The sequence below is a fragment of the Brevibacillus parabrevis genome (genome assembly GCF_003710905.1).
In the GTDB taxonomy this organism is placed as follows: domain Bacteria; phylum Bacillota; class Bacilli; order Brevibacillales; family Brevibacillaceae; genus Brevibacillus; species Brevibacillus parabrevis.
This window is the reverse complement of record NZ_RHHV01000012.1, coordinates 256692-269406: the sequence shown is the minus strand read 5'-3', so window position 1 is coordinate 269406 and position 12715 is coordinate 256692. Positions and strand designations below refer to the sequence as shown.

At 52.4% G+C, this 12715-nt stretch carries 15 protein-coding genes and 3 riboswitches; of the genes, 6 read left to right on the top strand and 9 right to left on the bottom strand.

Features of this window, described 5'->3' with window-relative positions; translation table 11 throughout:
* Positions 1-151 precede the first annotated feature (151 nt).
* Positions 152-1096 carry a GntR family transcriptional regulator gene (locus tag EDM60_RS17175; protein WP_122965069.1) on the bottom strand — a complete coding sequence of 315 codons (945 nt, stop codon included), beginning with the start codon at positions 1094-1096 and terminating at the stop codon, positions 152-154.
* A 137-nt stretch (positions 1097-1233) separates the two neighbouring features.
* Here EDM60_RS17175 and EDM60_RS17170 point away from each other — a divergent pair, with 137 nt between their 5' ends.
* Positions 1234-1404: a YjzC family protein gene (locus tag EDM60_RS17170; RefSeq protein ID WP_083955748.1), complete on the top strand. Its 171-nt coding sequence runs from the start codon at positions 1234-1236 to the stop codon at positions 1402-1404.
* A 63-nt stretch (positions 1405-1467) separates the two neighbouring features.
* Here EDM60_RS17170 and EDM60_RS17165 read toward each other — a convergent pair whose 3' ends face one another.
* Positions 1468-1713 (bottom strand): hypothetical protein, encoded by a 246-nt coding sequence (locus tag EDM60_RS17165; protein WP_122965473.1) that lies wholly within the window; start codon positions 1711-1713, stop codon positions 1468-1470.
* Between the two features lie 168 nt (positions 1714-1881).
* Here EDM60_RS17165 and EDM60_RS17160 point away from each other — a divergent pair, with 168 nt between their 5' ends.
* The gene (locus tag EDM60_RS17160) at positions 1882-2418 is read left to right on the top strand and encodes a DUF309 domain-containing protein (RefSeq protein ID WP_122965068.1); all 537 of its coding nucleotides are present in this window, start codon (positions 1882-1884) and stop codon (positions 2416-2418) included.
* Here EDM60_RS17160 and EDM60_RS17155 read toward each other — a convergent pair.
* On the bottom strand, positions 2415-2972 hold the full coding sequence (locus EDM60_RS17155; RefSeq protein ID WP_122965067.1) for an RNA 2'-phosphotransferase: 558 nt from the start codon (positions 2970-2972) through the stop codon (positions 2415-2417). The two genes, EDM60_RS17160 and EDM60_RS17155, sit on opposite strands and share 4 nt — an antisense overlap.
* Positions 2973-3001: 29 nt before the next feature.
* Positions 3002-3682, bottom strand: a complete 681-nt coding sequence (locus EDM60_RS17150) for a CPBP family intramembrane glutamic endopeptidase (protein WP_122965066.1) — start codon at positions 3680-3682, stop codon at positions 3002-3004.
* A gap of 192 nt (positions 3683-3874) precedes the next feature.
* Between EDM60_RS17150 and EDM60_RS17145 the strand changes: the two genes are divergently transcribed.
* Both EDM60_RS17145 and EDM60_RS17140 read left to right on the top strand, forming a co-directional pair.
* On the top strand, positions 3875-5074 hold the full coding sequence (locus EDM60_RS17145; protein WP_122965065.1) for an MFS transporter: 1200 nt from the start codon (positions 3875-3877) through the stop codon (positions 5072-5074).
* Between the two features lie 108 nt (positions 5075-5182).
* Complete coding sequence (locus EDM60_RS17140) at positions 5183-5665, top strand: CcdC family protein (RefSeq protein WP_063229897.1); 483 nt, start codon at positions 5183-5185, stop codon at positions 5663-5665.
* Between the two features lie 287 nt (positions 5666-5952).
* Here EDM60_RS17140 and EDM60_RS17135 read toward each other — a convergent pair whose 3' ends face one another.
* Entirely contained in the window at positions 5953-6360 is a 408-nt protein-coding gene (locus EDM60_RS17135) for an NUDIX hydrolase (RefSeq protein ID WP_122965064.1), read from the bottom strand.
* 57 nt (positions 6361-6417) lie between these two features.
* Entirely contained in the window at positions 6418-7224 is an 807-nt protein-coding gene (locus tag EDM60_RS17130; protein ID WP_122965063.1) for a VOC family protein, read from the bottom strand.
* 75 nt (positions 7225-7299) lie between these two features.
* Here EDM60_RS17130 and EDM60_RS17125 point away from each other — a divergent pair, with 75 nt between their 5' ends.
* Positions 7300-8445 (top strand): CapA family protein, encoded by a 1146-nt coding sequence (locus EDM60_RS17125; protein ID WP_122965062.1) that lies wholly within the window; start codon positions 7300-7302, stop codon positions 8443-8445.
* A 101-nt stretch (positions 8446-8546) separates the two neighbouring features.
* A complete protein-coding gene (locus EDM60_RS28705; protein ID WP_167470321.1) occupies positions 8547-8699 on the top strand; it encodes a hypothetical protein in 153 nt (50 codons plus the stop codon).
* 32 nt (positions 8700-8731) lie between these two features.
* Here the strand turns inward: EDM60_RS28705 and EDM60_RS17120 are convergent, their stop codons facing one another.
* The 3 genes from EDM60_RS17120 to EDM60_RS17105 form a co-directional block, all read right to left on the bottom strand.
* Positions 8732-9994: a homoserine dehydrogenase gene (locus EDM60_RS17120; RefSeq protein WP_122965061.1), complete on the bottom strand. Its 1263-nt coding sequence runs from the start codon at positions 9992-9994 to the stop codon at positions 8732-8734.
* 79 nt (positions 9995-10073) lie between these two features.
* A riboswitch (SAM riboswitch) is annotated at positions 10074-10184 on the bottom strand.
* 148 nt (positions 10185-10332) lie between these two features.
* Positions 10333-10438: riboswitch (SAM riboswitch) on the bottom strand.
* Between the two features lie 700 nt (positions 10439-11138).
* A riboswitch (cobalamin riboswitch) is annotated at positions 11139-11336 on the bottom strand.
* Positions 11337-11501: 165 nt separating this feature from the next.
* Positions 11502-12017: a DinB family protein gene (locus EDM60_RS17110; RefSeq protein WP_122965059.1), complete on the bottom strand. Its 516-nt coding sequence runs from the start codon at positions 12015-12017 to the stop codon at positions 11502-11504.
* Between the two features lie 28 nt (positions 12018-12045).
* Complete coding sequence (locus EDM60_RS17105; RefSeq protein WP_122965058.1) at positions 12046-12669, bottom strand: cyclase family protein; 624 nt, start codon at positions 12667-12669, stop codon at positions 12046-12048.
* Between the last annotated feature and the right edge of the window lie 46 nt (positions 12670-12715).

Sequence of the window (12715 nt, the reverse complement as noted above, 5' to 3'; positions counted from 1 at the left end):
TGGTACACTTGTCTATTGTTGAGCCAAAATCAGCGGGTGTCCTGCCTGGCACAACAAAGCCGACAGAGCATCTGCCGGCGGGGTTTTGTCTATGTGTATGAAGAAAAAAGCTCTGGCAGGCGGCCAGTGAATAAGTGCGGGGATGAATCGATCATTGCGTGACAATTTTTCGCAGCTCGTTGATTCCGTGATGATCGGGAATTTCCTGGTATTCCTTCACTTTTGGCAAAGTCAGCAAATGCGGCCTGACCATATAGCCAGGCTTCGAAATATACACGACATCGCAGTTTGTAATCAGCTCGAACACATCGGGATGATTCGCTTCGATCGTGCGAATGTCCAGATGGGTAATGCCCGCATTGTACAAATCATTGATCATTCCTGCCGCCCCGCGAATGGTAGCACAGACCAGCCCCACTTTTGTATGCCGGGGGTACGCTTCCATGGCGGGAATTACCGTTGTCGGGTCGGGTATAAAGTCGAGACTGACGACTGGCGGGGCTTCGCGCGGCAGCCGATGCTTCGCGCGCAAATTCACGGAAGGATGCGTCACAATCGCTTTGTATTGTTGCAAAAAGCTCGGGTCCTGCTCGACTCGCTGGGAAAAATCCTCGAAGGTTCGCCCTTCCAGCATGACACTCGGAAGATGGTATTGCACCAGACGCAAATATTCGGCAAGCTCCAGCTCGGTGAAGCGCAGAAACAAAACGGGAAACTGGTTGATTTCCTGCATCACACAAGAGAGGACGCGGGTAAACTCATCCATCGAGTACCCCATCGCCTTTACTTTGTGCAATGTCTCTTTGGCCAGCAAGGCGAGATGCGCCGGATTGCGGGTCAATAGTGGATCGTTGACGATGTTGCTGACGATGGTCCCTCGCCCCTGTCGCGAGTCCACCATACCTTCCTGCTGCAAGCGGAGATAAACGCTGCGGACCGTGTTGTAATTGACCTTCAGCTGCGCAGCAAGCTCCCTTACTGTCGGCAACTGTTCATTCGGCGGAAGTTCTCCGCTGCGAATCGAGGAGGCAATTTGTTGGTAGATCTGTTCGTGGTACGAAACATTCGAATCCTTTTGCAGGGTCAGGCGTAGCATGAATTCACCTCTTCATCCATCATTGAAAACATCGTATATGAATTGCGAATCGAACGTCAATAGAAGCCGTCGGCATGATCCGTTCCTTCGCGGCAATACTAAGGCTGATCACACATCACGAGAAAGAAGGTGCCCTGATGGGAGAACAAAGCCGTTTTCGTGAAGGCGACAAATCGCCGAAAAATGGCGTGTACATGGAAATCGGGGAGACTGGCGCCAGCGTGCAAGACCCGATGATCATCGAGCTGGACAGAGGGCAAAAGTTTCCCGCTACACGCAACAAAAACCGGGTATGGACCCAAAAGTAGGCGCTAGTCCCACGCTCACGATCAAAAAACCAACCTTGCTGAAACAGCCAGGTTGGTTCCTTTTTAGTTCTCGTCGTCTTCGTCCGCTTCGTCCTCATCTTCTTCATCGCCACTCAAATAGATGATGGTGACCCCGAGGCTTTCCAGAAGACTGATCACTTCTTTGTTCAGCTCCTGATCCATCAACAGTCCCAGGCTTTCCACCAATTCCAGCTCTTCCAGATCGCCTTGCTCGGCATCCTCAATCAATTCGATAATTTCCGTCATCCGCTTTTTTTCCAGGACGGCCATGAGTTCATCTCTTGTCATAAAATGTTTCACACCTCGATTTCTCTTCTCTATGCATTATAATAGTACATAACGAAACGGTTGAAAACAAAACGCTCTTGATCGTTTGACTGACCGCAAGCGGCGCACCCGCTTTCGCGAAAAAACATCGAGACGTTTTTCCCAAAAAAGAGCGAGGTGAAGTCCACCATGTATCCTGAGCCGTATCTGGACTACCTGGTTCAGTTTCATGTCGAACGCGACTACTTCGAGTGTCACGAGATTCTCGAAGAATATTGGAAGAGTGCTCCAGCAGAAAAGCGCCAGCCTGTGTGGGTCGGCCTGATCCAAGTTGCCGTGGGCCTGTATCATCACAGACGCGGCAACCTGAATGGCGCTAGCAAGATGCTTACAAGCGCCCACGCGTTGGTCAAAGAACACCATGAAGAGATCGAGCGCCTTGGCTTGGACAGCATGGCCCTGCAGCGATTGCTGGCAGAGCGCCTGGATGAGATTCAAAAAGGCATGCCATACCGCAGCCTTACCTTGCCGATGCAGGCCGCAGACCTGATATCCGCGTACAAAGCGGCTTGTGCCCGGCAAAATCAGCCTGAGCACCGCGACAGCGACATGAGCGATCCGTTTTTGCTGAACAAGCATACGTTGCGCGACCGCAGCGACGTGCTCGCAGAACGAGAGCGGCAACTGCAACTGCGCCAAGGAAAGCAGATCAATCCGGCGGACTAATACGCTTCTTCTGTTACAAAAGCGGCTGGAATCGCATCGCTGTACAAAAATGCTCCGCTCCCTTTGAAAAATCGGATGCCGGTTGCCCTCGCCTCTGCCGCCTGCACGGTCAGCACAGAGAGCGTGTCTTCCGGCATCCCGATCTCTTCGATCGTGAGCGCAAGCTGCACAAAGTCACTCGCGATGGGCAAAAGTCCGCCCGTGAGCACTTGCCGAACAAGCTTTTCGTGCGTGCCGTAGTACAGAAGCGCTGGAGGCTCCACCTCTGCGAGTCGGCCTGCTGCCTGGACTGGGCTTGAAGCAAAGCCGTAGGTGGCGCGAATCAAAACGCCGCCATCCCAGTCAATTTGCCGCTGCGGGTCATTTTCCACGACTTGCCACAGATCGGAGCGGCGAATATTTTCCCACCCTTTGATCGAGCGCAAATAAGCGAGCAATGGTCCTGTTGGCGTGAATCCATATGTATCGAAGTAAAGCTGGACGTGCTCATTCTTTTGCCGCAGGATGCCCAGCAGATGCTTGCGCAGTTGGACTTCTTCGTGTGGCGCCAGCATGGCTTTCTCTCCTTTCCCTTATCTTCCCGCTAGTAAATCCACAAAACAACCGCCAAAGCCAGCCCCAAATCTGCGAGCAAATGACTGAACCAGGTAGGATATATCGATGGGAACAGCCCTTTCAGCCAGCCCCAAATAACCCCGGCCGCGTATACTGCGCTAGTCAGCAGCAAGCCCCGCCACAAGCCAAACAAGGCTGTCGTGACAATCAGATGATAGAGCGTATAAAAAAAGCTGGTCAAAAGCACGGAGACGGCACGGGAAAGCGAACGCAGCATCCGCTGCAGGACAAAGCCTCGCCAAAACAATTCTTCCAGCAACGAGTTCACGAACACGAGGTATAGGGCAAACCAGCCGATCCATTTGCGGCTCAACCCCCACGATTCCAAACCCGCCCGCACAGCAGCAGGCAAGCCCTCCGCTTGCAAAAGCAACCACAATCCAGCCTGAATCCCCGTAAAAAACAGCACGCCCAGCGCAATTCCAAACAGCGCTCCCCGCTTTTCGAACCGGCCCCACGCCAACTGCCAATTTTCCTGCAAACTTTTCTCCCACCAGCCGTGCAGCAGGGGGATTCCCACGCATACGACCAGATGGAAGGCAACAAACGTAACAAACAAGCTGTGCCGCTCTACCAGTCCGTAAAAGATGGCAAGCGTGGCAGCAAATCCATACCCGATCAACAGAAGCAGCGTACGTTTTCGCGCCATGCCGATTAGCTCCTTTTTTGCGTAATCGCCGCTCATTGTTCCAGTAATTTGCCCGTTATTGCTAGGAAGCATACATACAGCGTCAATAAATATACAAATATTTGGGCAGATGCTATACTGGGTTTTACCGTTTTGAAAAACTCGATCGGTTCATTTTTTTGTCAAAAACCAAAAAGATATGGAGTGGCTCTCATGTTGTGGCGCAACCGAACCTTTCTTTTGCTGATGACAGGGGAGATTGTCGCAGGTGCAGGCATGTGGATTTCCATCATTGCCAATCTGGCGTTCATGCAGAGCCTGATCCCTTCCGAAACCGTGAAGGGTCTGATTTTGATGAGCGGTCTGATCGCAAGCATCCTGTTGGCTCCGAAAGCGGGCGTCGTCATCGATATGTACGACAAGGGAAAAGTGATGCTCTTTGCCAGCATGGCCCGGACTTTAAGCCCTGTGTTCATGTTTCCCGCTCTCGCGTACGATTCCATTCTCTGGATGATCGTCTCCCTGATCGTCATGCAAGTGTCTGCGGCGTTTTACTTCCCGACCGTGCAAGCCTCCTTGCCTGCCATCTTGAGCAAAGATGAGCTTTTGAAAGCGAACAGTGCGTACTTGAATATTTCCACCTTGTCGCGCATTGGCGGAACGGCTCTCGGGGGTGTGCTCGTCGTCTCCATGGAATTGCCCATGCTGTACATTTGCTCGATCATTGCCTACGCGATTTTGGCGGTCGTCACCTTGTTTTTGCGGATTCCGCCCGTTACCTCGCGGAATATGAAGGAAAAAGTGGAGTTCCGCGAAGTGCTGATGATTGCCCGCAAAGACCCTGCCTTGTTTGTCGGATTGATCAACAACGGTTTGATTACGTTGTTTTTGGGCGGACTCAATCTGATGATCCTCAACTTGAGCGAGATGCAAAACGAGCCGCAGCTCATGGGCTGGATTTACGCGGTCGAGGGCACGAGCATTTTGATCGGCGGACTGCTCGCCAAACGGTGGATCGGCGGCAAAAATCTGGTCGCTGCCTCTACGCTCATGCTGTTTTTCTTCGCGCTTTCCCAATTCGGAATGTCCATGGCAGACAACAAAGCGATGGTGCTGTCTTCCTTTTCCGTGTTTGGCTTGGTCGTCGCCTTCTTTTTTCCGGTCATTGCGACGATCTTTCAGAAGCGCTTGCCAGCCCACCAGCAAGGACGGTTTTTTTCCTTCAAAAGCATGCTCGACCGCGGCTGTTTTCTGCTCGCGCTGGGGATTACCGGGGTCGGTCTCGACCTGCTCGGCATCACCGGCTACCTGCTGTTTATCGGCTCGCTGACGCTCTTGTCCGGCCTCTTGACGCTCCTCTACAGCAAAAAACACAAGCTCGATGTCCGGGCCAGCGACGAAGCGGCGGCTTAGCAAAAATGCCGCTTCGCTGTCTGCGGCTTCCCCATACGTCTCAATTTGGTGTAAACTAGACAAGACAACATTGAAAAATTGTTGAAAGTCTATGGAGGCGTTTTTTCCATGCAGATACTCACTTCTTCATCCTTTGGCATTTTGGTGCCGCTGGTGATGGCAACCGCGGTCATCTTTTTGCGCATGCGCCGGCAAAAAAAGCCTGTGTCTGCAAAAAGCATTATCCTGCCGCCGTTCTTCATGGCTACTGGCTTTGCCATGTTTTTCTTTCCGGAAGCGGCGCTGCCACCGATGTACGATCTGGCGGCGTTTGTAACCGGATTGATTTTCTCCATTCCCTTGATTATGACTTCGCGCTTTGAGATCATCGGTCAAGACGTTTACCTCAAACGTTCCCGTGCGTTCTTCTTTATTTTGGCAGGACTCCTGATCATCCGGCTGATTATCAAGCTGGTGATCAACGACAGCTTCACCCCGATCCAGACAGGCGGCTTGTTCTTCCTGCTGGCGTTCGGCATGCTGGTTCCGTGGCGCATTGCCATGCTGTACATGTACCGCCAATTGACGAAAAAGACGTTCGGAACGCATTGATCGCCGGCGATGTTGATGTCGCAGAAAAGAAAGAGCAACCTGATTCCTTTTTTCGCAAAGGGAACGGGTTGCTCTTTTTTCTATGATTCAGTTATTCAGTCAAGTGCGTTTGGAAAAACTCAACGATGTGGCTAATCAGTTGCAAAAAGCTCTAAGGCCCGCCGTGAATGAGCAAACACACTCACTTTTTTCTCAAAACAAAAAAGCCGTCCCTGTTCGGACAGCTTTTTGCCTGCTGATTGATTTCGCCCGCTCTTTTCACTACGACCTACACTTGCCCGTTTGCCCTAAAACTCCACGTAAAACGGATGCTTTTCCTCCTGCAAACATAAAGAGATGCGCTGTCTGAAATTGCTCCAGGTCACCTTTTGCAAAGCTTCCTCGATCGGAAAGAAGCCCGACTCCAGACACTCAGGCGTTGTGATTAGTTTTCCGCCGATCGGTCTGGCGAGAAACAGGGCGTTGCAGATCGACTTGCTGACATTTTGAAACACGCCGCAAAATTTCGTCACTTCAATGTCCAAGCCGCATTCTTCCTTCGTTTCCCTGATCGCTGCTTCGCGGATGGACTCCCCTTGCTCCACCTTTCCGCCGGGCATTTCCCAGCCCCGTCTCGGCCCTTTGATCAGCAGCACTTCGTTGCGATCATTGACGATAATCGCCGCAGCGGACAAAGAATGCTTGGGTGATGTCACAAGCTCGCCTCCTTTGCGCCATTTTCTTGCTTTGCCCCTCGTTACTTTCTAGCAAATTCAAATCAGGTACGTCCCGCCACAAATGGAGTGCGATTCGTGAAGCGCTTTTGCCGCGCCTACTCTTGCAAAAAAAGGACGCTCTCCGCGCGATTGCAGCATCCGCTTGGCCGATCCATCCTGCTGCGGTTCACACAGCACGATATTTCCGCCAGGTAAAGCAAGCGTCAGGCAACGAGCGCCCATTTGCTCATCGTCGAACACTGCTTGGCTCGGCAAGCCGAACCACCGCGTCCAATCCGCTGCTGCCGCTTCCAGATCGGAAACAGCATAACCAACCGCTTGCAGCTCCGTCGCGCCATTTGGATGCGGAGCGATGATGCCGCGCTGTGTCAAATCGGCTTTGCGCTCCTCGTCTGTCTCGCTCCATTCAATCAGAAACGGCATTTGTCTCGCACTGTGCGGGTCTTCGGCAAACAGCATGCGCCACTGCAAAATCTTCCCGTCGTCTCGCGTGCGGCTGCCCGCTACCGGCCCTGTCACTTTGAGACCAAGTGACTGAAATCGCTCTACCCACGCGTCCATTTGCCGAGTGCGCAGGGCAATTTGCCCAAGTCCCTCACCGCGATTCGCCTCCCAGACCAGTTGCCGGATGAGCGGATTGTCGGATTGCTTGGCGACAGCTGCCTCCTCCACCGCCAAAAACTCCACATAAGATAGTCCCAAGTAGCTGAGACTGTTCCATGTTCCCCAATGGGTATGACGTCCGCCCGCGACAGCGTGAAAGCCTGCTTCCTGAAAAAGCCGGGCAGCCTCTCCAGGGGGACGGTGCACGAAATGAACCAGATGATCGAAGGAAAGCTGCATCTTTTTTCGCCCCTTTTCGTATTAGCTCTATAATAACAAATTCACCCATTTTTCGTTACCGTTGAAAGGAGCATAATGAATCAGACGCAGCAAAGCCTAAAGCACATCCGGCGAAAACAACGACAAAAGAAGTGGCAAAGGATGGCGAAGCAAACGTTCTTGTTCAGTCTGCTCGTCATCCTTTGCTCAGGGATTTACTTCGCTTTCGACAAGCTGGGAAGCCATTCCGCCTCCCCTGAACACGATTCCGCACCACCTCCGGCTGTTGCCCACGAGCCGACTGTCCGGCTGACCTTCGTCGGAGATGTGATGATGTCCGGAAATGTGGAAAAAACGTTGCTCGAAAAAGGCTACGACTACCCGTTCACGCACGTCCGTTCCCTGTTTTTGCAGGATGACTTTACCATAGCCAATCTGGAGACGCCACTTACCACAAAAGGCACGCCTGCCGACAACAAACAATACGTTTACAAGTCCTCTCCTTTGGCTGCGCCTGCGATGAAAGCAGCAGGGATCGATGCGGTCAACCTGGCAAACAACCATTCGATGGATCAGGGCGTGGCCGGATTGCTCGACACGTTTGACGCGCTTGCCAAAAACGGGATCGCTTACGTCGGCGGCGGCAAAGACTCTGTGGAAGCCTTCACTCCCATCGTGGTGGAGCGAAACGGCATCAAGCTCGCCTTGCTCGGATTCAGCCGCGTCATTCCCGAAGTCAGCTGGTTCGCCACGGAGAAACAGCCTGGACTGGCTGGCTCCTATGATTCCGCCAAAGCCGTCCAAGCGATTCAACAAGCAAAGGCACACGCTGATCTCGTCGTCGTGATCGCCCATTGGGGCAAGGAGCGGGAAGACTTTCCCGTCGATCACCAAAAAGAACTGGCCAAAGCTTACATTGACGCAGGAGCAGACTTGATCGTCGGTGGTCATCCTCACGTCCTGCAAGGCTTTGAACGCTACAACGGCAAGTGGATTGCCTACAGTTTGGGCAATTTCATTTTCACCCGCTCGACGGAGCCAAAAACGTGGCAGACGATGGTACTGCAAGCAAGCTGCACAAAAGACGCTTCCTGTGAACTGACGATGCTCCCGTTCCATGCCGAGCTGGGACGAGCGGTACCGATGAATGACACGGATGGGGCAGCGCTTCTGCAACGAATCGAATCACTGTCGGAAAACGTTCAGATTGAAGCCGATGGTCTCGTACGGGCACGCTCATGATAAATGAGGCGTGCCCGTTGCCTTTTTTGGCGAAACTTTTCCATATTGCTTTCGTAAACCACAGTAGAACCACTTTTTCCAACGAAAAGGAGGCGGCACATATGACCGGATTGATTATCACCGTATCGGCGATCGGCCTTATTATACTCTGCAGTTATTTCATGACCAAATGGGAAAAAGTCGTCTTCCCCGGTAATCAGAAAAACGGGCCTTCAGATACCGATCAACAGCTCACCGATAAAAAAACCAAGTAATGAGGAGCATGACTGGTCTGTCAAGCTGCGAGCTATGCCGATTCGATCAGCGGGAAGCAGCGCACGGAAAGTCCGAAGTCACTTTTCAGCACTTGCTCATGCTCTTCGCGAATACCTGTAACGATCAAGCCCGCGCGCAGCACACCGCCCAGATCGAATTGCACCTTCAATTTCGTCACGTTCACGCCAGCCTCCCGCAAGAAATGCAGCACGCGATCAGGTGTGGCGGCGATACACGAGCCTTCCAAATAACACAGCACCCGCTCGTCTTGCCCTTGCTCCAACTGAGCCGCGGCATTTTTTTCTGTCCAAACAGGATGCGGCGTAAATGGCTGGGTCAACAAGTAAGCCAAATCTTCAACGACAGCGCTTGCGGTCGGCAGTTCGCCTGCACCCCGGCCAGTAAACAACAGGTCTCCCACGATGTTCCCGGAGAGCTGCACCGCATTGAACGCATCCTGGATTTGCGCCAACGGATGGGCAATGGGCAGCACAGTCGGCTGAACCGAGAGGCGGATGCCTTGCTCGGCTTTTTGTGCCTGGGCAATCAGCTTGATCCGGTAACCCAGCTCACTTGCGATCCGGATGTGTCCGGCAGACAAATCGGCGATTCCTTTACGCACGACATCCGCAAGCGGCAACGACTCCCCGTACACAAGCTGCGCAAGAATGTACAATTTGTACATGGCATCGAAACCTTCCACATCCGAACGCGGATCAGCTTCCGCATAGCCCAGCTCCTGCGCCTGCTTCAGCACTTCCTGATAAGAGAGCTGTTCCGCCTCCATTTTCGTCAAGATGAAGTTCGTCGTCCCGTTGAGAATACCGCGAACTCCTTGGATGTCATTTGTGCGCAAAAACTGCCGCAGCACACTCAAAATCGGAATCCCGCCAGCTACGCTCGCTTCATAAGCCAGATGCACCTGATGCTGGTTAGCCAGATCGACAAGCTCAGGGCCGCGTTTGGCGAGCAGCTCTTTGTTCGCCGTTACCACATGGCAGCCTTTTTCAATCAGGGCACGCACGTAATCATACGTAGGCTCGACACCGCCCATTACCTCCACGACAATGTCCACATCGCTTTTTAGCACATCCTCAAAATCGGTAGTCAAAAGCGCAGGATCAACCTGAACCGCCCGTTCTTTTTCCGAATCGCGAACCAATGCTTTGACAATCTCGATCCGTTTGCCCAACCGCTGCGCCAGCTTCTCCTGTTGCGAGCGAATCGTTTTGATGACCCCGCCCCCTACTGTTCCCAATCCCAGCAATCCTACTTTGATTACACCTGCGCTCATTATTACCACCTCATGTCATGTTTTGGAAAAATAAGAAAAACCTTCTTGCTAAGAAGAAGGTTTGGCATCAAGGTCCTTCTCCTTATCTCCCAGAACGATTTTCGTCCTGCAGGAATTGGCACCTTGTCACAAACTGCGTAACGGTTGCCGGGCTTCATCGGGCCAGTCCCTCCACCTCTCTAGATAAAGAAAACTATGAATTTTTGTTCTTTGCTAGATGTCAGTTCTCTCTTGTCTTTGAAATTGGGCAAATGTTTGCCTCGTTCCCACTTTTTCATACATCAAAAAACCTTCTCCGCTAAGAAGAAGGTTCGTCTTGACTGCTACGAGGCACCCGCTTCTTATCTATCGAGACGAAACGTCCCGCAGGAATTGGCACCTTGTCGCAAAAGCAACGGTTGCCGGGCTTCATCGGGCCAGACCCTCCACCTCTCTGGATAAGAACTATGATTTGCTATTGAGCCTATTCTAAGAAATTCCAATGCATTCGTCAACACAATTCTTTTTGTTTGCTGACAAGACTCGCAAGCAGGAAGACAGAACGGCAACCCCCTCAGCAAAGCAGCCGTTTCCACGCGCAAACACACTTTCCACTTCTGCCATGTTGCAGCAAGCGCACGTAACGATTCCTGCTTCGCTTTCCTCTGGCACTTCTTTTTCTTCAACATAGCCGCACCATGGACATATGAAAAGCTGAACCACGCCACTCCCTCCTTTTTCACGGCGACAATCTGGCAACGATATCCTTAAAAAGGCTCCGGTTCGCAAGCTTGCGATCCCTCACATTCGTACAAGATCTAGTCAAGTTGAATTTAATCGCGAGTCATCGTAGCCTCTTTGACAGGTAGATCAACCGCGAGACGCCCTGGTCCATTCGACGAACCGCTGCAAGCGAGAGGCAGCTTCAGCTCAGCTCTTTCGATTTTAGCCGCTTCTATCGCGAAGCTACTCCAGCGCCTCGATTAATCGCATCAATTTCGAGACAAGTTGCCCCCTTCGACAGACCACACCAATCCCCCAAACAAAAAAAGCATTTTCCGACGACCGATACGATCGTTAGAAAATGCGCAAGCAAAGAGAAACGTATTCGTCCCCCTGCTGTCATGGCGAGTCCTCTAACACCTCCCTATCTCCCGTAGGTCCATCAGTGTCGTCGAAACAGGCAGGTCTCCTGACTTTGGGATCATCGTCTGGCGCTGCCTTCCCCATCCAAGTCTGGACAAGTGGCCTGTATGCGCAAAACTCCCCTCTTACAGTGGCGGGACCGTGTCGGATTTGCACCGAGCTTCCCTATTATCCTTGCGGCGATATGCCTCAAGGAACCTGTTCCCACATATGAAATTGGAAAAATCACTACTGTTATTGTACCCTACCATTGCCGAGATAGGGAGGGCGAGTTGCGAGCGGCAGCGAAAAGATAGCGAGGAACACGCAGCGACAGCTGGAAAGCGAAAAACGAGTAACGAAAAGCGACACACAGAAAGCGAAACAGCGGGCTTCTCCCGGCTTACAGCGAATACCGTTCCCGCAAAATTCTACAGTGGTGCGCCTCGTGTCCGGCGATAATATAGGCCAATGTGCGTGCCGACAGCTTATTGCCATTTGCTGTGCCCGTTCTCGTCCACGCCTCGGCAGCAATCCCCCGCAGTTGGGCCAGCGTCAACTGTCGCACAGCGTTGTATTCTGCGAGCAAATCCGTCAGACTGCGCTCCTGATAGAAGCCTTCTGCTACATACGTATTTTCATCGAACCCCGCCAGCTCAGTCTGATCCCCTCTGGCGATTCTCAGCAAGCGATAGCTCATGATTCGCTCGGTATCGATGATATGGCCCAGCACTTCTTTTACCGTCCATTTGCCCGGAGCGTAGCGATAATCGATTTGTTCCCCTGTCAATCCGGCGAACATCTCCCCTGTCTGTGCTGCCTGTTGTTCGAGAATCGTCAGCAGATCACCTTCTGGCACTTGACTGACGTAGGTAGCAAAATAATCTTGGTACTCCTCCCGGTTTGGGCGAATCAGCATGCTCATGTCCTCCTCGGCTTCTCTCTATTTATCCTTCTTGCCAGCCTTCAAACAGCAGCACCCGCGCAGGAGCTGCATCTGTTCCTACAAGCTTCAGCGGAGCAGCCACCATAAAGTAGAGGCCCGGTGGCACATCGCGCAGACGCAGCCCTTCGATCACGACGATACCTGCGGCAAACAGCGTTTTATGCGTCGGATGCCCCTCTTGGCTCCGTTCAATCCCCAAAGCATCCGTGCCAATTCCCCGTACGCCTTTTTCAGCCAAATAAGCAGCGCCATCGTGCGCCAAATAAACAAATTCAAACGAAAAGGCGTCGTCTTGCGAATTTTTCGTTTGAAACAGGAGAAACTCTCCCGGGGCGATATCAAACTTTTCCAGCTCAGCCCGGCCAATCTGGTCCTCAACGTGCGTCAAGTCAAGCACACGGCAGTTCCCGACCAGTTTTTCCAGCGAGATGCTCTCAAATGTCTCTCCATCGTTCACCATGTGCAGCGGCGCATCTACGTGGGTGCCAGAGTGCACATCCATATCGATTCTGGACTCGGTTACGTACCCATTCGTAACCGTCTGTATTTTCGGTTGCTTTTCCGGCTTGTTCTTGTACACCGTCATGCCTTCAAAGATTGGTGCCGTCACATCGAACATTCTCATCGCGTTTTCGCCCCCCTTGTCTTCCTGCTTTTTTATGATTTAGCTG